Genomic DNA, 21,113 nt, shown 5'->3' with positions numbered 1-21,113 from the left:
AGGTAATCGTGGGTAAAATTGTAGCAATCGCCAACCAGAAAGGTGGGGTCGGCAAAACAACAACGTGCATTAACTTAGCGGCTTCGATGGCGGCAACAAAGCGCAAGGTTTTGGTGATCGATCTCGACCCGCAAGGCAATGCTACGATGGCCAGTGGCGTGGATAAGTATATGGTCGACGCCACCGCATACGATCTTTTGGTTGAAGATACACCGTTCGATCAAGTCGTTTGTACCCAAACAACAGGGAAGTATGATTTGATCGCGGCGAACGGAGACGTGACCGCGGCAGAAATCAAATTGATGGAAGTTTTCGCTCGTGAAGTGCGTCTAAAAAATGCATTGTCGTCAGTTCGCGATAACTATGATTTCATCTTTATTGATTGTCCTCCTTCTCTAAACCTTCTTACAATCAATGCGATGGCGGCAGCTGACTCTGTGCTGGTGCCGATGCAATGTGAATACTTTGCGTTAGAAGGTTTAACTGCTCTTATGGATACAATCAGCAAGTTAGCGGCTGTCGTGAATGAAAACCTCAAAATCGAAGGTTTATTGCGTACCATGTACGACCCACGCAACCGCTTATCGAATGAAGTATCCGATCAACTTAAAAAACACTTTGGGAATAAAGTTTACCGTACTGTCATTCCGCGTAATGTTCGTTTGGCTGAAGCGCCAAGTCACGGTAAGCCAGCAATGTACTACGATAAGTACTCCGCAGGTGCCAAAGCGTATCTTGCTCTAGCGGGCGAAATGCTCCGCCGCGAAGAAATCCCAGTTTAACTCTAACCTAAGGAATTCAATCCCATGTCTAAGCGTGGTCTCGGAAAAGGACTGGATGCGTTATTGTCGACCAGTTCGTTTGCTCGTGAAAAACAGCATATTGCATCGCATAGCCAAGATTTATCGGCAGACGGTGAGTTAACCGATTTAGCGATTGGTCAATTGCAGCCGGGCGTATACCAACCGCGTAAAGATATGGCGCCTGAAGCGCTAGAAGAACTAGCGGCTTCGATTCAATCACAAGGCATTATTCAACCAATCGTGGTTCGCCAGGTCGAAAATGGTCAGTTTGAGATCATCGCAGGTGAGCGCCGCTGGCGTGCTGCAAGGCAGGCGGGTTTAAAACGCGTGCCGTGTTTGGTGAAAAAAGTTGAAGATCGTGCCGCCATCGCCATGGCGTTGATTGAAAACATTCAACGTGAAGACTTGAATGTGATTGAGGAAGCCCAAGCGCTTGAACGTCTACAAGATGAATTCACGCTGACACATCAGCAAGTGGCCGATGTGATTGGTAAATCAAGAACGACGGTGAGTAACCTATTACGTCTGAATCAGTTGGAAGTTGATGTAAAAGGTCTGGTTGCAGATAAAAAATTGGAAATGGGTCATGCTCGAGCTCTGTTAGCGTTAGAAGGCGAACAGCAAGTCGAAGTAGCTCAACAAGTGGCTAAGAAGCAAATGACTGTTCGCCAAACCGAACAGTTAGTAAAAAAGTGCTTAGCCCCACAAAATGAGCAAAAAGGGCAACAAGAGGATACCGAAGCCGAGCAAATGTCGCATAAATTGAGTCAGCTGCTTGATGCAAAAGTTTCTCTTACCCGTTCTGCAAACGGAAAAGCGAAATTGACGATAAGTCTTGATGAGCCTCACAAATTGGACCAACTAATTGCCAAGCTTGAGGCCTAGATGAGATAATTGATTTAGGTCAATTAATCGAATTAATCGAATTTTGTGCGAAAGTTGTCGTTTTGTAAACAAAACTGTAAGTTTTTGATGCAATCGAATTGCTTTACGTTGAACTGAACGTATAATTTTCGCCAATTTCCCAGCACAGAGAGTTAAGTGCGAAGTGGATATTACTAGAGGTACGAATACATGGTAGCTGCGTTAGCTAGACCAGGACGAGAGCTCGCAAGGCAATTGTTAATGATCCAGTCTGGCGCGGTTATTTTTGTGGCAGCAGGAATGGCGGTAGCCATAAATCCTGACTGGGGATTTTCAGCGCTGATTGGCGGAGGCATTTTTGTTGTTGCCAATGCAGTATTCGCGCTGTGTGCTTTCATGTTTAGTGGAGCTCGCGCTGCCAAGCGCATCGCTGCTTCCTTCTATACGGGTGAAGTACTGAAAATTCTCATCACGGTTGCACTGTTCTATGTTGCCTACATGTATATGCAGGTGGAACTTGTTCCCCTCAAACTAACCTATTTGCTGGTACTAGGTATTAATATCTGTGCACCAGTGCTATTCATTAACAACAAAAAATAGGATGAGTTATGGCTGCGCCAGGTGAAGCGCTAACATCGTCCGGTTACATTGCCCACCACCTTTCTAACCTATCGCTATACAAGTTGGGTTTAGTAGGGTCGGAGACAAGTTTCTGGAACGTACATATCGATAGCCTGTTTTTTTCTTGGTTTACTGGTTTAATTTTCCTCGGAATTTTTTACAAAGTAGCAAAGAGAACAACAGCGGGTGTACCGGGTAAGCTTCAGTGTGCTGTAGAAATGATCGTTGAATTTGTCGCCGATAACGTCAAAGACACGTTCCATGGACGCAACCCACTGATCGCGCCTTTAGCACTGACTATCTTTTGTTGGGTATTTTTGATGAACGTGATGGACTTAGTTCCTATCGACTTCTTACCATACCCAGCAGAGCATTGGCTAGGTATTCCTTACCTTAAGGTTGTACCGTCTGCTGATGTGAATATCACCATGGCTATGGCTCTAGGCGTTTTTGCATTGATGATTTACTACAGCATCAAAGTAAAAGGTCTAGGTGGATTCGCAAAAGAACTTGCACTACATCCATTCAATCACCCACTGATGATTCCGTTTAACCTACTAATTGAAGTGGTATCGCTATTAGCGAAACCTCTATCACTTGGTATGCGTCTATTCGGTAACATGTTCGCGGGTGAGGTTGTATTCATTCTTTGTGCGGCAATGCTACCATGGTACTTACAATGGATGGGTTCACTACCGTGGGCAATCTTCCATATCTTGGTTATTACGATTCAAGCCTTCGTATTCATGATGTTGACAATTGTTTACCTGTCAATGGCACACGAAGATCCTGATCATTAATTTTTTTAAAGCTTTTTATTTGGGCACTAAGCCAACAACTATAAATTGGAGATAGTAATGGAAACTTTACTGAGCTTTTCTGCAATCGCCGTAGGTATTATCGTCGGTCTTGCTTCTCTTGGTACAGCGATTGGTTTCGCACTGCTAGGTGGTAAATTCCTAGAAGGTGCTGCACGTCAACCAGAAATGGCTCCTATGCTACAAGTTAAGATGTTCATCATCGCGGGTCTACTTGATGCGGTTCCAATGATCGGTATCGTAATCGCGCTACTATTCACTTTCGCAAACCCATTCGTTGGTCAACTAGGTTAATCACCTTTAACTCGGGACGGGCGATTATCGCTTGTCACTGATTAACACTAAGTCCAAATAGAGGGGTAGCTGTTGTGAACATAAACGCAACTCTGCTAGGTCAAGCAATATCGTTCGCACTATTTGTGTGGTTCTGCATGAAGTATGTATGGCCACCATTGATGCAAGCGATCGAAGAGCGTCAGAAGAAAATTGCTGATGGTCTTCAAGCAGCAGAACGTGCTGCGAAAGACTTGGATCTAGCACAAGCCAACGCTTCTGATCAATTGAAAGAAGCGAAGCGCACAGCAACTGAGATCATCGAACAAGCGAACAAACGTAAGTCTCAAATTCTTGATGAAGCTCGCGAGGAAGCTCAGGCAGAACGCCAGAAAATCCTAGCGCAAGCAGAAGCAGAACTTGAAGCTGAACGCAATCGTGCACGCGATGAGCTGCGCAAACAAGTTGCTACTCTGGCTGTAGCTGGTGCTGAGAAAATCCTTGAGCGTTCTATCGATAAAGATGCGCAAAAAGATATTCTCGACAACATTACTGCAAAACTTTAAGTCTGGGGGCGCATATGTCTGATTTGACTACTATCGCACGCCCCTATGCTAAAGCAGCCTTCGACTTTGCTTTAGAGAAAGACCAGTTGGACCAATGGGGCCAAATGTTATCTTTTGCTGCTGAAGTGGCCAAAAACGAACAAATGAACGAACTACTAACGGGTTCGGTTTCTGCTGACAAAATGGCAGAAATTTTTGTTGCAGTTTGCGGCGAACAAGTTGATGCGCACGGTCAAAACCTTTTGAAGGTAATGGCTGAGAATGGTCGTTTAGCGGCCCTTCCTGATGTTTGTAAAGAGTTTTTTACTCTGAAAAAAGAACATGAGAAAGAAATTGATGTTGAAGTAATTTCAGCAACAGAGCTTTCTGATGAACAACTTGCAAACATTGGCAGCAAACTTGAAAAGCGTCTTGAACGCAAAGTGAAGCTGAATTGCAGTGTAGATGAGACCCTACTTGGTGGGGTTATTATTCGAGCCGGAGACCTAGTCATCGATGACTCAGCGCGTGGTCGTTTGAACCGCCTGAGCGATGCATTGCAGTCTTAATGGGGATTGGAGCATGCAACTTAATTCCACGGAAATTAGCGATCTGATCAAACAACGTATCGAATCTTTCGAAGTTGTTAGTGAAGCTCGCAACGAGGGTACTATCGTATCGGTAAGCGATGGTATCATCCGCATCCACGGCCTAGCGGACGTGATGCAAGGTGAAATGATTGAATTACCGGGTGGCCGTTATGCACTGGCACTTAACCTTGAGCGTGACTCGGTTGGTGCGGTTGTAATGGGCCCATATGCTGACCTTAAGGAAGGCATGAAAGTTACAGGTACTGGCCGCATTCTTGAAGTGCCAGTTGGTCCAGAACTACTAGGCCGCGTAGTAAACACGCTGGGTGAGCCTATCGATGGTAAAGGTCCAATCGAAGCGAAAATGACTTCGCCTGTAGAAGTGATCGCACCAGGTGTAATCGACCGTAAATCGGTAGACCAACCTGTGCAAACTGGTTATAAGTCAGTTGACTCAATGATCCCAATCGGTCGTGGTCAGCGTGAGCTTATCATCGGTGACCGTCAGATTGGTAAAACAGCACTGGCGATCGACGCGATCATCAACCAGAAAGACTCTGGTATTTTCTCTATCTACGTAGCAATCGGTCAGAAAGCATCGACTATCGCTAACGTTGTTCGCAAACTAGAAGAGCACGGCGCACTACAAAATACTATCGTTGTAGTTGCATCAGCTTCTGAATCTGCAGCGCTTCAATACCTAGCGCCTTACGCAGGTTGTGCGATGGGTGAATACTTCCGCGATCGCGGTGAAGACGCACTGATTGTTTACGATGATCTATCTAAGCAAGCGGTAGCTTACCGTCAGATCTCTCTACTACTTAAACGTCCACCAGGCCGTGAGGCATTCCCAGGTGACGTATTCTACTTACACTCGCGTCTACTAGAGCGTGCAGCTCGTGTAAACGAAGAGTACGTAGAGCGTTTCACTAACGGTGAAGTGAAAGGTAAGACTGGTTCTTTGACTGCTCTTCCTATCATCGAAACTCAAGCAGGTGACGTTTCAGCATTCGTACCGACTAACGTAATCTCGATTACCGATGGTCAGATCTTCCTACAAACTGAGCTATTCAACGCTGGTGTTCGTCCTGCTGTTGACCCTGGTATCTCAGTATCTCGTGTAGGTGGTTCAGCTCAGACGAAAATCATCAAGAAACTATCAGGTGGTATCCGTACAGCACTAGCTGCATACCGTGAACTAGCGGCATTTGCTCAGTTCTCTTCTGACCTTGATGACGCAACGAAGAAACAGCTAGACCATGGTCAAAAAGTTACAGAACTAATGAAGCAGAAGCAGTACGCTCCAATGTCTGTATTTGACCAAGCTCTAACTATCTTCGCGGCAGAGCGCGGTTACCTTGATGATGTAGAACTTAACAAAGTTCTAGATTTCGAGGCGGCTCTACTATCGTACGCTCGCGGTCAATACGCTGAACTAGCAGCTGAGATCGACAAGTCTGGCGCTTACAACGATGAAATCGAAGCTCAGTTGAAGAAACTGACTGACGACTTCAAAGCAACCCAAACTTGGTAATTAGGTCGGTGGCAGTTTCTGCCACCAACTAACGGAGAGTAACGATGGCCGGCGCAAAAGAGATACGTAATAAAATCGGTAGTGTTAAAAGCACTCAGAAAATTACGAAAGCGATGGAAATGGTAGCAGCTTCAAAAATGCGTCGTTCTCAAGATGCAATGGAAGCTTCTCGTCCATACGCTGAAACAATGCGTAAAGTGATCGGTCATGTGGCTAACGCAAACCTAGAGTACCGTCATCCGTACCTAGAAGAGCGTGAAGCTAAACGTGTTGGTTACATCATCGTTTCGACAGACCGTGGTCTGTGTGGTGGTTTGAATATTAACGTGTTCAAAAAAGCCGTTACAGACATGCAAGCATGGAGAGAGAAAGGTGCTGAGATTGAGCTAGCCGTTGTTGGCTCAAAAGCAACAGCTTTCTTTAAACATGGTGGCGCAAAAGTTGCGGCACAGGTTTCTGGTCTTGGAGATAATCCAAGCCTACAAGACCTAATCGGCTCTGTTGGCGTAATGCTGAAGAAATACGATGAAGGTGAACTGGACCGTCTATATGTAGTATTCAACAAGTTTGTAAATACTATGGTTCAGCAACCAACGATCGATCAATTGCTACCTTTGCCTAAATCGGACAGCGAAGAGATGCAGCGTGAGCATTCATGGGACTACATCTATGAGCCTGAACCAAAACCTCTACTGGATACGCTATTAGTGCGTTACGTAGAGTCTCAGGTATACCAAGGTGTGGTTGAGAACCTTGCTTGTGAGCAAGCGGCTCGAATGATTGCGATGAAGGCTGCAACGGATAACGCAACCAGTTTGATTGACGATTTGGAACTTGTGTACAACAAAGCCCGTCAGGCTGCGATTACACAAGAACTATCAGAAATCGTTGGTGGTGCAGCTGCGGTTTAAGCTTAGGTAAAACGAAATAGTTTAGAGGATTAACGATGGCTACAGGTAAGATCGTACAGATCATCGGTGCGGTAGTCGACGTAGAGTTCCCACAGAGCAATGTACCTAGTGTATATGACGCTCTAAACGTAACGGACTCAAAAGAGCGTCTAGTTCTTGAAGTTCAACAACAGCTAGGCGGTGGCGTAGTTCGTTGTATCGTAATGGGTAGCTCTGATGGTTTACGTCGTGGAGTAGAAGTGGTTAACACTGGCGCTCCAATTTCAGTACCAGTAGGTACTAAAACTCTAGGTCGTATCATGAACGTCCTAGGTGACGCGATTGACGAGCGTGGTGAAGTGGGTGCGGAAGAGGTTTACTCTATCCACCGTAGTGCACCAAGCTACGAAGAGCAATCAAACGAAATTGCACTTCTAGAAACGGGCGTTAAAGTAATCGACCTAATTTGTCCATTCGCTAAGGGTGGTAAAATCGGTCTATTCGGTGGTGCAGGTGTAGGTAAGACCGTTAACATGATGGAACTTATCAACAACATCGCACTACAGCACTCAGGTCTATCAGTATTTGCTGGTGTTGGTGAGCGTACTCGTGAAGGTAACGATTTCTACTACGAGATGCAGGAAGCGGGCGTTGTAAACGTTGAGAAGCCTGAAGAATCAAAAGTAGCGATGGTTTACGGTCAGATGAACGAGCCACCAGGTAACCGTCTACGTGTTGCACTGACTGGTCTAACAATGGCAGAGCGTTTCCGTGACGAAGGTCGTGACGTACTACTGTTCATTGATAACATCTACCGTTACACACTTGCAGGTACAGAGGTATCAGCACTACTAGGTCGTATGCCTTCTGCGGTAGGTTACCAGCCAACTCTTGCAGAAGAGATGGGTGTACTTCAGGAGCGTATCACGTCAACGAAATCAGGTTCTATCACGTCTGTACAGGCGGTATACGTACCAGCGGATGACTTGACTGACCCGTCTCCAGCAACAACGTTCGCGCACTTGGATGCAACGGTTGTACTTAACCGTAACATCGCTGCAATGGGTCTATACCCTGCGATCGACCCGCTAGATTCAACATCTCGTATGCTTGATCCACTAGTCGTTGGTCAAGATCACTACGAAGTTGCTCGTGGTGTTCAGCAGACTCTTCAGCGCTACAAAGAGCTGAAAGATATCATTGCTATCCTAGGTATGGACGAGCTATCTGAAGAAGATAAGCAAGTTGTATCTCGTGCACGTAAGATTGAGCGTTTCCTAACTCAGCCTTACCACGTAGCAGAAGTATTTACAGGTGACCCTGGTATTTACGTACCTCTAAAAGAGACTCTACGTGGCTTTAAAGGTCTACTAGCTGGTGAATACGACGACATTCCTGAGCAGGCATTTATGTACTGCGGTAGCATCGACGATGCTATTGAGAATGCGAAGAAGCTATAAGGCTAACTAGGAGGCGATATGGCAGCAATAACCTTTCACCTAGACGTAGTAAGCGCTGAGAAGAAAATCTTCTCTGGTCGTGTTGAAACGTTTCAGGTGACCGGTAGCGAAGGTGAACTTGGTATTTTCCATGGTCACACACCGCTGCTGACCGCTATCAAGCCTGGTATGGTGCGTATTGTGAAACAGCACGGCCACGAAGAAATTATTTATGTTTCTGGTGGTATGGTAGAGATTCAGCCTGGTACAGCGACTGTACTAGCTGATACAGCTATCCGTGGTGAAGAGCTAGACGCAGCGAAGGCAGAAGAAGCCAAACGCCGCGCTGAGGAGCAAATCCAGAATCAGCATGGTGACATGGACTTCGCACAAGCGGCCAGTGAACTGGCTAAAGCCATTGCTCAGCTACGAGTTATCGAGCTGACAAAAAAGCGTCGCTAAGCTCAATTAGCAACGTTGCATGAAAAAAGGCGGCCAATTGGTCGCCTTTTTGATTAATTTTAGTTGGAAATTTACCTTACTCCATTAACTATTTTAAAAGAGCTGTTTAAAATAACGGCCAATTAACATAAAACGTCAATAGGTTATCAATGAAATTCAGTGCTGTGATTCTTGCAGCGGGTAAAGGTACCCGTATGCATTCGAACATGCCTAAGGTGCTACACACTTTGGCAGGTAAGCCAATGGCAAAACATGTGATTGATACATGTACAGGTCTAGGTGCACAAAATATCCACTTGGTCTTTGGCCACGGTGGTGATCAAATGCAAACCACTCTTGCAGAAGAGCCTGTAAATTGGGTGCTTCAAGCGGAGCAGTTAGGGACAGGTCATGCGGTTGATCAAGCGTCTCCGAAGTTTGAAGACGATGAAAAAGTACTGGTGCTTTACGGTGATGTTCCACTGATTTCAGCTGAAACGATTGAAAACCTATTAGATGCACAGCCAACAGGCGGTATTGCACTACTAACAGTGATTCTAGATAACCCGACAGGCTACGGTCGTATTATCCGTAAGAATGGTCCTGTTGTGGCGATCGTTGAGCAAAAAGATGCAACAGAAGAACAAAAACAAATTAAAGAGATCAATACTGGTGTGATGGTTGCGACTGGTGGGGATCTTAAGCGTTGGTTGTCTGGCTTAAACAACAACAACGCACAAGGCGAATACTACCTAACTGACGTTATTGCAGCTGCACACGATGAAGGTCGTGCCGTTGAGGCTGTACACCCAGTCAATGCCATTGAGGTGGAAGGGGTCAATGACCGCGCACAGCTTGCTCGTCTAGAGCGTGCTTTCCAGTCAATGCAAGCTCAGAAGCTGCTAGAGCAAGGTGTCATGCTACGCGATCCAGCACGCTTTGATTTGCGTGGTGAGTTACAGTGCGGTATGGACTGTGAAATCGACGTGAATGTTATCATCGAAGGTAAAGTTTCACTGGGTGATAACGTGGTTATCGGTGCGGGTTGTGTACTGAAAGATTGTGAAATCGACGACAACACCATCGTTCGCCCTTACAGTGTGATTGAAGGTGCAACGGTTGGTGAAGAATGTACGGTTGGTCCATTTACTCGCCTTCGTCCTGGTGCTGAAATGCGTAACGATTCCCATGTGGGTAACTTCGTTGAAGTGAAAAATGCGCGCATCGGAGAAGGTTCAAAAGCGAACCACCTAACTTACTTAGGTGATGCAGAGATCGGCCAACGTACTAACATCGGTGCAGGTACGATCACTTGTAACTACGATGGTGCGAACAAGTTTAAAACCATCATCGGTAATGATGTTTTTGTTGGTTCTGATAGCCAGCTGGTGGCGCCTGTCACTATCGCTGATGGCGCAACCATCGGTGCAGGCACGACACTAACAAAAGATGTTGAAGAAGGTGAGTTAGTAATTACTCGCGTCAAAGAGCGCAAAATTACTGGCTGGCAGCGTCCTGTAAAACAGAAATAAGCAATACCTGCACTCTATCGCTATATTGTCAAAGCCGCTCAACAAGTGCGGCTTTGTTGTTTCTAGCTCAGGCTTCATCGTTAGTAACTAGGAATAGCAATACGTTTTTCGAGCCAACGAACGGCTTGAGATACAAATAGGATGAGTAACAAGTACTCCAAAACGAGGAAGGTATAAATCTCTAGGGGTAAGTACTCATTCACCACCAGCTCATTAGCACGGCGAGTGAGATCGCTTAAACCAATCACACTGACTAAAGAACTCATCTTGAGGATGTAGACAAATTGATTGCCCAGTGGAGGGAGGATTTGTCGAAACGCTTGGGGAAGAATTACCAAGCGCATCTTTTGCCAATAGCTTAAGCCCAAAGACTCAGCTGCTTCATGCTGGCCACGGCTGATAGCTTGTATCCCACCGCGAAACACTTCCGCCATAAACGCACTCTCAGCGATAGTCAGTGCAATAACACCCGCCCAAAAGTGATTGAGTGAGACATCCAATAGCGTAGGCATGCCGTAATACACCCAAAGTAGTAAGACTAAAACTGGCACTGAACGGATCACCTCGACATAAATACGGTTTATCCACTTCAGATAGGCAGAGTCCGACAGAGCGGGTAACGCAACGATCAGGCCCAAGCTCATCGCAAATAACATACTGAGGAGTGATACCTGAATGGTGTCATTAAACCCAGCGATTAAAAACTTTAGATTGGTGAGCCCTTGATCCGTCGAAGGGTCAAGTACATACCAGCCCCATTGATAATCTGAACAACCAGTGAGTAATAGCAATGAAAATAGCCATAGAGTTCGAAACGTCACATTTACTCCCTGAATTAACTAAAAAACTTCCTTTGTTGCTGCTATGTTATCAGTAGAGCTCTAATAAAGGTTAATTATTAAACCGTATAAGGTCATTATTTTTAAGGGAATAAAAATGAGAAAGATTTTACTAGTGCTAGGAATGTGTTTGCTTGCTGCGACTCAAGTCGCTCACGCTGAAAGCCGTCTTCAATCCATTTTAGACAATGGCGTACTCCGAGTTGGAACGACGGGAGATTGGAATCCGATGACGATGAAAGACCCTGCGACAAACAGTTATCGTGGCTTCGATATCGATGTAACAACAGAACTTGCTAAAGATCTCGGTGTAAAAGTGGAGTATGTTCCCACGGATTGGAAGACGCTAGTTAATGGCATTACCGCCAACAAATACGATATTACTGGCAGCGCATCTCTGAACATGTCGCGCGCGAAAGTAGCTGGATACAGCCAGCCGTATTTCTACCTTGCCTTTGTACCTGTGGTGCAAAAGAAAGATCTCGCCAAATTCTCTGATTGGGCGGATTTTAATAAACCAGAAGTAAAAGTCGCGGCGACGTTAGGTACGGTACAAGAAAAAATGGTGAAAGAATTCTTCCCGTCTGCTCAACATATTGTTATTGAAGCGCCAGCGCGCGACTTCCAAGAACTACTAGCTCGCAGGGCCGATGTATCGGTGACGTCCAATGTGGAAGCAGCGACGTTGGTGGATAAGTTTAAACAGTTGGCGATAGTGCCAGTGACCGCACCGCGTAAACCAACCCCAATTGCTATGTTGTTGCCGCAAGACGATCAAGTATGGATTAATTATATCAATCACTGGGTAGAGTTGAAAAAGACTCAAGGCTTTTTTAAGCAGACTGCCAAGAAGTGGGGGTTGAAAAGCTTATAAACAGAAAGAGCCGCATTGCACGGCTCTTTTTATTATCTGAACGATTAAAGTTCGTCTTCACTCACGACTCGGGCGTTGTCAGGAGTCGTAAAGTGCTTGGATAATTCGCGATTCGACAGAATGTATCCCATCCACAGCCCACCCATACAGATGATGATTGCGATGCCAGTAACCATCTGAGCTTGGCTTGCCATTGCGGCTACCAATGCACTTGAGAAGCTACTTACACAGATTTGCAGGCTGTTTTGCAGACCTGCTGCTGTTGCAGGGCTCTGTTGTGCGCTGGCCAGTGCACGGTTTACCACGATTGGGTACAGCGCGCCGTTAGCGACGGCAATCAAACAGAATGGCGCAAGAATAGGCCAAATCGATGACAGCTCCCACTGTGAAGCAATGAAAATCATTAATGCCGCGACACTAAATAGGCCAATCAGTTGGCGCAGAACCTTTTCATCACCAAATTTTCGAACGCCTACTTTACCTAAGTAGCCACCAGCCATAAACGCGATGGTTTGTGGGATAAAGCTCAAACCAATATCTTTTGCTTCGTAGCCCAGTTGCGCCATGATTTCTGGCATCCCAGTTAGGTAAGCAAAGAATGCAGCTGAAGCCGTCGCAAACATAAACACGTTGCCAAGGTATTTTTTAGAACTCAGTAGCGCTTTGATGTCGGCAGACATACTGGTTTGTTTGATTTCTGCTTTCTCGTCTTTTTGTGCCATGGTCGCAAAGACCAAAAAGACACCAACCAGTGTTAGCGTAATAAAGATACTGTGCCAGCCGAAGTTATCTGCCAACACAACCCCTAATTGAGGTGCTAGTGCTGGTGATAGCGCGACGAGTGGCATGATTGTCGCAAAAATTTGTTGGCTACTGCTTGAGTAGCGCTTAATGACCATAGCCTGCCAGATCACGGCTGGTGCACACACACCGATAGCTTGGATAAAGCGCAGTGTGAGTAGTTGCCATACTTGATCACAGAAAGCCAAACCGAATGACGCGATAGTAAATAGCACCAACCCGGCTGCGAGTGTATTACGATGGCCAAATTTATCGGATGCCAATCCCCACATTAGCTGGCCAATCGCCATACCAACGAGGAATACCGTTAAAGAGAGCGCAATTTGCTCAGGGCCTGTTGCAAAGTCGATTTCCATCGCTTTGAATGCTGGCAGATACATATCGGTAGCAACGAAGCCAAGCATCGATAATGCTGCCAGATAAATGAGCTGTAGTTTTGAGATTTTCATGATTCAACCAGTCAAATTATTTAATCATTTTTTAATCAACATCAGTTGGCGCCAACCCTGATTTATTTACCTTATTATTCTATTTTTCGATTTTGAGAAAATAAAACGCTAAAATTGTTGGTTATCAATCAAATTTTTTGAAAGGTTAAATCATGTTCTCTAAAGCGTCTTTGGAAATGCTGGATACGGTTGCCCGTTTAGGCAGTTTCACCGCTGCGGCTGAGGTATTGCATAAAGTCCCCTCAGCCATCAGCTATGGAGTAAGGCAGGTCGAGCAAGATTTAGATGTGGTGCTGTTTCGACGTTTACCAAGGAAAGTCGAGCTAACTCCAGCGGGTGAACTTTTTATGGCCGAGGCGCGCTCTTTGCTGCGTCAAATGGAAGAGGTGAAAGCACAAACGCGGCGAGCGGCTCAAGGATGGAAAAGCACGTTAAAGCTGACCTTAGATAACGTGGTGAAGTTAGAAAAACTCAAACCTTTGGTGGAAGATTTCTATCGCGAGTTTGAATTTGCTGAATTGCAGATCAATATGGAGGTCTTCAATGGTTCTTGGGAAGCCATAGCACAAGGTCGAGCCGACATTGTCGTTGGCGCGACATCTGCGGTTCCCGTTGGGGGAGATTTTGAAGTCAAAGATATGGGCGTATTAGATTGGGCATTTGTAATGTCACCCGCTCATCCTTGCGTTCGACAACAAGTGCTTACTGAAGCGTTTGTGAGTCAATTTCCGGCGATCTGTCTTGATGATACTTCGAACGTGCTGCCAAAACGCCATACTGGCCATTATCCGCAACAGCGCCGATTATTATTGCCCAATTGGTATAGTGCGATTGAATGTTTAAAAAATGGGGTGGGCGTGGGTTACATGCCACGTCATATTGCAACACCCTTAATCAATGATGGTGTGCTGGTGGAGAAGGTCATGCCGGATGATAAACCGCTCAGTCACTGCTGCTTAGTATGGCGCAAAGATGATAATCATAAATTGATCCAGTGGATGGTGGACTATCTTGGGTCGCCTAATCAGCTACATAAAGATTGGTTACAGTCATAAAAAACACCTCGCATTAGCGAGGTGTTTTCATTGATATGTTTAAAATGTGGCGTTTTATGACAAGAAAAACTTATACGATGGGTTGTCTGTCTCGTCTTTGCATTGATAGCCAAGTTCACGTAAATGTGCAGAAAACTGAGCTAAATCGCTTTCATCTAACTCGAAACCACATAAAACACGTCCGTAGTCAGCGCCGTGGTTACGGTAGTTGAACAAACTGATATTCCAGTGTGTGCCGAGTGTGCTTAAGAACTTAAGTAGCGCCCCAGGGTACTCTGGGAATTCAAAGCTGTAGAGGCGCTCTTTAAGCGGCTTAGACGGCTTACCACCAATCATGTAGCGCACGTGCAGTTTCGCCATTTCATCATCAGACAGGTCAACCACTGGGTAGCCACCATCACGTAAGTCGTGAATGATATGTTCTAGCTCTTCCTGACCGCCTTGTAAACGCACACCGACAAAGATATTTGCCAATGCGTCATCGTTGTAGCGGTAGTTAAACTCTGTCACGGCACGGCCGCCAATGAGATTACAGAACTCAAAGAAAGCACCTTGACGCTCAGGGATGGTGACGGCAAGCAGACCTTCACGTTTTTCACCAAGCTCGCAGCGTTCAGAAACATAACGCAGACCGTGGAAGTTGGTGTTTGCGCCAGACAATACCGTACCTAGGTTTTTGTCTTTCAGCTTGTTCTGTTCAGCAAACTTCTTCAAACCCGCCAGAGCAAGCGCGCCAGAAGGCTCTGCAATCGCACGGGTGTCTTCAAAGATGTCTTTTACTGCTGCGCAGATTTCATCGCTAGAGACTGCAATATGGCCATCAATGTACTTTTGGCATAGACGGAAAGTCTCTTCGCCAATGCGTTTTACTGCAACGCCATCGGCAAACATGCTGACTTGGTCTAGTACTACTGGCTCACCAGCATCCAAAGCAGCTTTGAGGCATGACGAATCTTCTGGCTCAACTGCAATCACTTTGATTTCTGGCATGAGCTGCTTCACAAGTACCGCAACACCGGCAGCCAAACCGCCACCACCGACAGGGACGAAGATGTAATCAAGGTGACCATTTTGCTGCAGCATTTCCATGCCTATGGTGCCTTGACCTGCAATCACCAGTGGGTGATCGAAAGGAGGGACAAATGTGTACCCATGCAGATCAGAAAGGCGTTCCGCTTCCGCTTTTGCCTCATCAAAGTTGCTGCCGTGCAGCACTACATTGCCACCGAAGCCACGTACCGCATCGACTTTGATGTCTGGTGTGGTTTTGGGCATCACGATGGTGGTCTTGATGCCTAGCTTAGTACCAGAGAGCGCCATGCCTTGAGCGTGGTTACCTGCCGATGCTGCAATGACACCAGCGGCTTTTTGTGCTTCAGATAAACTCGCCACCATGTTGTATGCACCGCGCAATTTGAACGAGTGTACGGGTTGGCGATCTTCACGCTTGATCTGCACGTTATTCCCGATACGTGCAGATAAACGAGGCATTTCTTGCAGTGGCGTCACTGTTGCTACTTCATAAACAGGTGCGCGAAGGATTTGGCGCAGATAATCTGCGCCAGTTTGGTTCACTTGTTTTTCGGGTTGAGCTTCCATCATTGCTAGCCCTCTAGCTTCGACTTGTCTCGTACTGCACCCTTGTCAGCACTGGTTGCCATACTCGCGTACGCTTTGAGTGCAAATGAAACTTCACGTTGGCGGTCAACTGGTTTCCAGCCTAGTTCGTCTTGTTTTGCACGGCGCTCAGCAAGTTCTTGTTCAGACACTTGGAGTGAAATTGAACGGTTTGGAATATCAATTGCGATCATATCACCTTCTTTTACCAGACCAATTGCACCGCCGTTTGCTGCTTCAGGAGAGGCGTGGCCGATAGAAAGACCTGATGTGCCGCCAGAGAAACGGCCGTCAGTCAGAAGTGCACACTCTTTGCCAAGGCCCATCGATTTTAGATAAGTGGTTGGGTAAAGCATTTCTTGCATGCCCGGACCACCTTTAGGGCCTTCGTAACGGATAACAACCACGTCGCCTGCTTTTACTTTGCCACCCAAGATGCCTTCTACGGCGTCTTCTTGGCTTTCGAAAACTACGGCTGGGCCAGTGAATTTATGAATGCTCTCATCCACACCAGCAGTCTTAACGATACAACCATCTAATGCGATGTTGCCTGATAGAACGGCTAGACCACCTTCTTGGCTAAAGGCATGATCGATAGTACGAATACAACCTTCCGCACGGTCGTCATCAAGGCGATCCCAGCGGCAATCTTGTGAGAACGCTTGAGTAGTACGAATACCCGCGGGACCTGCGCGGTAGAACTTAAGTACTTCTTCGTCTTCAGTTTGGATGATGTCGTATTTCGCCAGCTGCTCTTTCATCGAAAGGCCAAGCACGGTGCGCGCATCATTGTGTAGAAGACCTGCACGATCTAACTCACCAAGAATTGCCATGACGCCACCAGCGCGGTGTACGTCTTCCATGTGATATTTCTGGGTAGATGGTGCCACTTTACATAGGTGTGGTACTTGGCGTGATAGGCGATCGATATCTTCCATATCGAAATCCACTTCACCTTCTTGCGCTGCAGCCAACAGGTGCAAAATGGTGTTGGTTGAGCCACCCATTGCAATATCCAGTGCCATCGCATTTTCGAACGCATCAAACGTAGCGATGTTGCGTGGCAGTGCTGATTCGTCATCTTGCTCGTAGTAACGACGAGTCAGTTCAACGATGCGACGACCTGCATTAAGGAACAGCTGTTCACGGTCTGCGTGCGTTGCCAGCATAGAACCGTTACCTGGTTGAGAAAGACCCAGTGCTTCCGTTAGACAGTTCATTGAGTTTGCAGTGAACATGCCTGAACACGATCCACACGTTGGACATGCGCTGCGTTCGATCTGCTCGCTTTGCTCATCAGACACTTTTGGATCCGCGCCTTGGATCATCGCATCTACAAGGTCTAGTTTGATGATCTGATCAGAAAGCTTGGTTTTACCCGCTTCCATTGGACCACCAGAAACAAAGATAACAGGGATGTTAAGACGCATAGATGCCATCAACATTCCTGGAGTGATTTTGTCACAGTTAGAGATACATACCATGGCATCGGCACAGTGCGCGTTGACCATGTATTCTACTGAGTCTGCGATCAGTTCGCGTGAAGGCAGTGAGTACAGCATGCCGCCGTGACCCATTGCGATACCATCATCAACCGCGATGGTGTTGAATTCTTTCGCAATACCGCCAGCTTTTTCGATTTCGCGTGCTACAAGCTGACCCATGTCTTTCAGGTGTACGTGACCCGGAACAAATTGAGTAAACGAGTTTACAACGGCGATGATTGGTTTACCGAAGTCTTCTTCTTTCACACCCGTTGCACGCCACAGTGCTCGTGCACCCGCCATGTTACGACCATGTGTGGTGGTAGCTGATCTATATTTTGGCATTTCCTAATCCTTCTTACTTCTGTTCTGGGTACACATAGTCTAACCAGCCCCACTTATCTTCCGTGGTGCCGTCAAATAGGCCAAAGTAGGCTGCTTGTAGTTCTTTAGTGATAGGGCCGCGCTTACCAGTGCCCACTTCAATCTTGTCGATGGTTGCCACTGGTACAATCTCAGCCGCAGTACCTGTCATGAAGACTTCATCGGCAAGGTAAAGGGCTTCACGAGCAATGTTCGCTTCACGTACTTCGTAGCCTTTATCGCGTGCAATTGTCATGATCGAGTCACGAGTGATGCCCGGTAGAATCGCGCTAGTTGCTGGTGGTGTGGTGATTACGCCATCTTTGATAACGAAGATGTTTTCACCAGCCCCTTCCGATAGGTAACCATCTACGCTTAGCGCAATACCTTCGTCGTAACCGTGACGACGCGCTTCACCACCAACCAGTAGTGAAGATAGGTAGTTACCGCCTGCTTTAGCCGCAGTTGGGATGGTGTTTGGCGCAGCGCGATTCCAGCTTGAAATCATCGCATCGACACCTTTTTCTAGCGCTTCTTCGCCTAAGTAAGAGCCCCAAGGAAATGCTGCAATGATTAGATCCATCTCAGTGCCAACTGGTGGACATACGCCTAAGCCAACATTACCGACAAAACCCAATGGACGAATGTAAGCGCTATCGAGTTTGTTTTGGCGCAGTGTTTCGCGGGTCGCTTCCATGATTTCTTCTACAGAGAAAGGGATCGGAAAGCGGTAAATCTTGGCAGAATCTTTTAGACGTTGTGCATGCTCACGGTGACGGAAGACAATTGGGCCTTTTGGTGTGTTGTAACAGCGCACGCCTTCAAACACGGATGTACCATAGTGCATTGCGTGAGTCAGAACGTGAACGTTCGCCTCTGCCCATGGAACCATCTCACCATTAAACCAAATGAAATCTGCAGTTTTCGTTGCCATTTGTTGCCTTCCTTATGCACTTACGTGTTGTTGTAAGTTGTGATTTGGCAGTTCATCGTTGCGGATTTTTAGCACCTCAACCTTACGAACGTCCCACAACTTCTCTATTTGATTGATCAAAAACGAGATTGGTCGATCGCTGTCGACGATGATCTCGACGCTGGCTACTTTGCTTTCGTGGTTTTGCGTAGCAGCGACTTGTTTGATCACGAAGCCTCGGTGACGAATCACACGTAGAACGCGCTCCAACAGTACCGGTTTGTCATCGGCTTTGATGTCGAGTAAATATCTGTCCATGCGATTGTCTCCTATGTATTTTCCAACATATCACTGTTTGATGCGCCAGGTGGCACCAATGGCCACACGTTTTCTTCTTCATCAATCAAAACGTGAAGCATGTAAGAAGTTTCACTCGCTAGCATCTCTTTGAGAGCAGGTTCGACTTCTTCTTTCTTGGTGATGGTTTTGCCCGGGATATCGAACGCTTTTGCTAACATCACGAAATCTGGGTTGTCATCAAGAATGGTTTCACTGTGGCGACCGTCAAAGAACAATGACTGCCATTGGCGAACCATGCCAAGACGTTGGTTATTAAGAAGGACAATCTTCACTGGAATCTGCCGACGCTTCAGCGTGCCCAATTCCTGAACGTTCATCATAAATGAACCGTCACCTGTAATAAGGATAGACTGATCATCAGGACGTGCGACTGCAGCACCCATCGCCGCTGGCAAGCCAAAGCCCATGGTGCCAAGGCCAGCAGAAGTGATAAAATTTTGTGGTTCGCGTGGCTGGATATGTTGCGCTGCCCACATCTGGTGCTGACCGACGTCGGTCGAGACAATTGAGCTATCTGGCATCATGTCAGACAGTTGTTTAAGCAATAGCGGTGCGTAGATTAACTCGCCCGGGTGGTCGTAACGCCACTTAAAGCCGCTGCGCAGACTTTCACTGTGATGAACCCACGGTGAAATATCTTGAGTCAGCTCTAGCTGAGGAAGAATGGTGTTGATGTCGCCACGTAATGGTGCGTTGGCGTGGCGCAGTTTATGAATCTCCGCAGCATCAATGTCGATATGAATCACTTTCGCATTTGGTGCAAACGTGTCGAGCTTACCCGTCACACGGTCATCAAAACGCGCGCCAACCACAATCAATAGATCGGCTTCTTGAACCACTAGGTTGGCGGCTTTGGTGCCGTGCATACCCAACATACCAAGATAGTGAGGATCATGGCGTTCAATGGTACCGAGACCTTTTAATGTGCTAACTGCAGGCATTGGGTTTAAGCGAAGAAATTCGCGTACTGCATCGGTTGCTTTCGCAAGTTGCACGCCACCACCAACATACAACACTGGGCGAGTAGATGCTGCCAGCACATCTTGCGCACGTTTGATATCTTCAGCGCTGACATCTTCGATTGCTGGTGCTATGTATGGAGGAAGAAGGTCTGTAGGTGCTTGAGCGAGTTGAACGTCTTTGGCGATATCGACAATGACTGGACCCGGACGACCGGTTTTTGCGACCTCAAAGGCTTCGGCAAGTGTCGGAGCTAGATCTTCAATTTCAGTCACGAGATAGCTGTGCTTAGTACAGGCTAGGGACATTCCGATCACATCCATTTCTTGGAATGCATCGGTACCGATATGAGAGCTAGCAACCTGGCCTGTGATGGCAACTAGAGGTACGGAGTCAAGGAAAGCGTCGGCAAGGCCGGTAACAAGGTTAGTGGCTCCTGGGCCGGAAGTTGCCATGCACACAGCAACGTCTTGAGTGGAACGAGCCATCCCGATAGCAGCCATAGCGGCCCCTTGCTCGTGACGGCATAGGATGTGTTCCACCCCACCGTCATACAAAGCATCATAGATTGGCATGATGGCCCCGCCGGGGTAGCCAAAAACGGTTTCGATGCCTTGCTGTCTTAAAGCGGCTACGACAAGTTGTGCACCAGTCATCGTAAACCTCCTTTGCTACGTTGTGGCTCGTAGCGATTGCCATATTTATTGCACTTCATGTGCACTCCCATTCTTCCCGTTAAACTGTCCGAGGGTTAGACAGATGACAACTTGTAGTTGTAAAAAAACCCCCGGACTTTTCAGTGCGGGGGTTTTTTGTAATTTGTGGTTACCTTTCGCCCACAATACCCCGCGCGGTGCCAATAATGACCACGATAATCAGGGCTAGCAGTGCGTTGATATGAGCGAAAAGGTTCATCTGTCTGTCGTTCTTTTTTCGTTAAAAAATGTTGTGTAATGTTCTACGAAATTGTTTGCGTCATTAGTGGTATCACACAATTCCGCTGCATGACAAGCAAAAAGTCATTCTTTTTTCACATTAACTCTCAATT

Annotated in this window: 21 protein-coding genes; 14 read left to right on the top strand and 7 right to left on the bottom strand. The window is 46.7% G+C overall.

The features are described 5' to 3' along the window. Positions 1–8: 8 nt before the first annotated feature. The 12 genes from R7E29_RS04335 to glmU all read left to right on the top strand — a co-directional run bounded on the left by R7E29_RS04335 (position 9) and on the right by glmU (position 10,350). A complete protein-coding gene (locus R7E29_RS04335; protein ID WP_005383838.1) occupies positions 9–782 on the top strand; it encodes a ParA family protein in 774 nt (257 codons plus the stop codon). Between the two features lie 24 nt (positions 783–806). Beyond that, positions 807–1,688: a ParB/RepB/Spo0J family partition protein gene (locus R7E29_RS04330; protein WP_054577154.1), complete on the top strand. Its 882-nt coding sequence runs from the start codon at positions 807–809 to the stop codon at positions 1,686–1,688. A 189-nt stretch (positions 1,689–1,877) separates the two neighbouring features. Continuing rightward, the gene (locus R7E29_RS04325; RefSeq protein ID WP_005378921.1) at positions 1,878–2,267 is read left to right on the top strand and encodes a F0F1 ATP synthase subunit I; all 390 of its coding nucleotides are present in this window, start codon (positions 1,878–1,880) and stop codon (positions 2,265–2,267) included. An 8-nt stretch (positions 2,268–2,275) separates the two neighbouring features. Then, entirely contained in the window at positions 2,276–3,088 is an 813-nt protein-coding gene (atpB, locus tag R7E29_RS04320) for a F0F1 ATP synthase subunit A (protein ID WP_005378922.1), read from the top strand. 57 nt (positions 3,089–3,145) lie between these two features. Next, positions 3,146–3,400, top strand: coding sequence for a F0F1 ATP synthase subunit C (atpE, locus tag R7E29_RS04315; protein WP_002540812.1), 255 nt, complete (start codon positions 3,146–3,148; stop codon positions 3,398–3,400). Positions 3,401–3,474: 74 nt separating this feature from the next. After that, the gene (gene atpF / locus R7E29_RS04310; RefSeq protein WP_005378929.1) at positions 3,475–3,945 is read left to right on the top strand and encodes a F0F1 ATP synthase subunit B; all 471 of its coding nucleotides are present in this window, start codon (positions 3,475–3,477) and stop codon (positions 3,943–3,945) included. Positions 3,946–3,959: 14 nt separating this feature from the next. Beyond that, positions 3,960–4,493 (top strand): F0F1 ATP synthase subunit delta, encoded by a 534-nt coding sequence (atpH, locus tag R7E29_RS04305; protein ID WP_005378930.1) that lies wholly within the window; start codon positions 3,960–3,962, stop codon positions 4,491–4,493. Between the two features lie 13 nt (positions 4,494–4,506). Continuing rightward, positions 4,507–6,048, top strand: coding sequence for a F0F1 ATP synthase subunit alpha (atpA, locus tag R7E29_RS04300; RefSeq protein ID WP_005378931.1), 1,542 nt, complete (start codon positions 4,507–4,509; stop codon positions 6,046–6,048). Between the two features lie 44 nt (positions 6,049–6,092). Continuing rightward, positions 6,093–6,959, top strand: a complete 867-nt coding sequence (gene atpG, locus R7E29_RS04295) for a F0F1 ATP synthase subunit gamma (RefSeq protein WP_005378932.1) — start codon at positions 6,093–6,095, stop codon at positions 6,957–6,959. 35 nt (positions 6,960–6,994) lie between these two features. Continuing rightward, positions 6,995–8,398 carry a F0F1 ATP synthase subunit beta gene (gene atpD, locus R7E29_RS04290; RefSeq protein ID WP_005383849.1) on the top strand — a complete coding sequence of 468 codons (1,404 nt, stop codon included), beginning with the start codon at positions 6,995–6,997 and terminating at the stop codon, positions 8,396–8,398. Between the two features lie 18 nt (positions 8,399–8,416). Further along, positions 8,417–8,839 (top strand): F0F1 ATP synthase subunit epsilon, encoded by a 423-nt coding sequence (locus R7E29_RS04285; RefSeq protein WP_005378937.1) that lies wholly within the window; start codon positions 8,417–8,419, stop codon positions 8,837–8,839. 149 nt (positions 8,840–8,988) lie between these two features. Further along, positions 8,989–10,350: a bifunctional UDP-N-acetylglucosamine diphosphorylase/glucosamine-1-phosphate N-acetyltransferase GlmU gene (gene glmU, locus R7E29_RS04280; RefSeq protein WP_053304044.1), complete on the top strand. Its 1,362-nt coding sequence runs from the start codon at positions 8,989–8,991 to the stop codon at positions 10,348–10,350. Positions 10,351–10,430: 80 nt separating this feature from the next. Here glmU and R7E29_RS04275 read toward each other — a convergent pair whose 3' ends face one another. Continuing rightward, the gene (locus tag R7E29_RS04275; protein WP_053304043.1) at positions 10,431–11,171 is read right to left on the bottom strand and encodes an amino acid ABC transporter permease; all 741 of its coding nucleotides are present in this window, start codon (positions 11,169–11,171) and stop codon (positions 10,431–10,433) included. 115 nt (positions 11,172–11,286) lie between these two features. Here R7E29_RS04275 and R7E29_RS04270 point away from each other — a divergent pair, with 115 nt between their 5' ends. Beyond that, the gene (locus R7E29_RS04270; RefSeq protein WP_005378944.1) at positions 11,287–12,063 is read left to right on the top strand and encodes a transporter substrate-binding domain-containing protein; all 777 of its coding nucleotides are present in this window, start codon (positions 11,287–11,289) and stop codon (positions 12,061–12,063) included. Positions 12,064–12,107: 44 nt separating this feature from the next. On the opposite strand, the gene punC is transcribed toward R7E29_RS04270, so the two are convergent. Continuing rightward, entirely contained in the window at positions 12,108–13,313 is a 1,206-nt protein-coding gene (punC, locus tag R7E29_RS04265; RefSeq protein ID WP_005378946.1) for a purine nucleoside transporter PunC, read from the bottom strand. 152 nt (positions 13,314–13,465) lie between these two features. On the opposite strand from punC, the gene punR reads away from it, so the two are divergent. Beyond that, positions 13,466–14,368 (top strand): DNA-binding transcriptional activator PunR, encoded by a 903-nt coding sequence (gene punR, locus R7E29_RS04260; RefSeq protein WP_005378948.1) that lies wholly within the window; start codon positions 13,466–13,468, stop codon positions 14,366–14,368. Between the two features lie 54 nt (positions 14,369–14,422). Here punR and ilvA read toward each other — a convergent pair whose 3' ends face one another. The 5 genes from ilvA to ilvG are packed head-to-tail and all read right to left on the bottom strand — an operon-like array spanning position 14,423 to position 20,721. Further along, positions 14,423–15,970, bottom strand: a complete 1,548-nt coding sequence (ilvA, locus tag R7E29_RS04255) for a threonine ammonia-lyase, biosynthetic (RefSeq protein ID WP_053304042.1) — start codon at positions 15,968–15,970, stop codon at positions 14,423–14,425. A 2-nt stretch (positions 15,971–15,972) separates the two neighbouring features. Then, positions 15,973–17,814 (bottom strand): dihydroxy-acid dehydratase, encoded by a 1,842-nt coding sequence (ilvD, locus tag R7E29_RS04250; protein WP_005383859.1) that lies wholly within the window; start codon positions 17,812–17,814, stop codon positions 15,973–15,975. A gap of 13 nt (positions 17,815–17,827) precedes the next feature. Next, positions 17,828–18,766 (bottom strand): branched-chain-amino-acid transaminase, encoded by a 939-nt coding sequence (ilvE, locus tag R7E29_RS04245; RefSeq protein WP_005378953.1) that lies wholly within the window; start codon positions 18,764–18,766, stop codon positions 17,828–17,830. Positions 18,767–18,778: 12 nt separating this feature from the next. Beyond that, positions 18,779–19,063, bottom strand: a complete 285-nt coding sequence (gene ilvM / locus R7E29_RS04240) for an acetolactate synthase 2 small subunit (protein ID WP_005378958.1) — start codon at positions 19,061–19,063, stop codon at positions 18,779–18,781. Positions 19,064–19,074: 11 nt separating this feature from the next. Beyond that, positions 19,075–20,721, bottom strand: coding sequence for an acetolactate synthase 2 catalytic subunit (gene ilvG / locus R7E29_RS04235; RefSeq protein WP_005378960.1), 1,647 nt, complete (start codon positions 20,719–20,721; stop codon positions 19,075–19,077). Between the last annotated feature and the right edge of the window lie 392 nt (positions 20,722–21,113).

The organism is Vibrio sp. Vb1729, from assembly GCF_033338655.1.
GTDB lineage: Bacteria > Pseudomonadota > Gammaproteobacteria > Enterobacterales > Vibrionaceae > Vibrio > Vibrio alginolyticus.
This window is presented reverse-complemented; position numbering and strand designations above follow the sequence as displayed.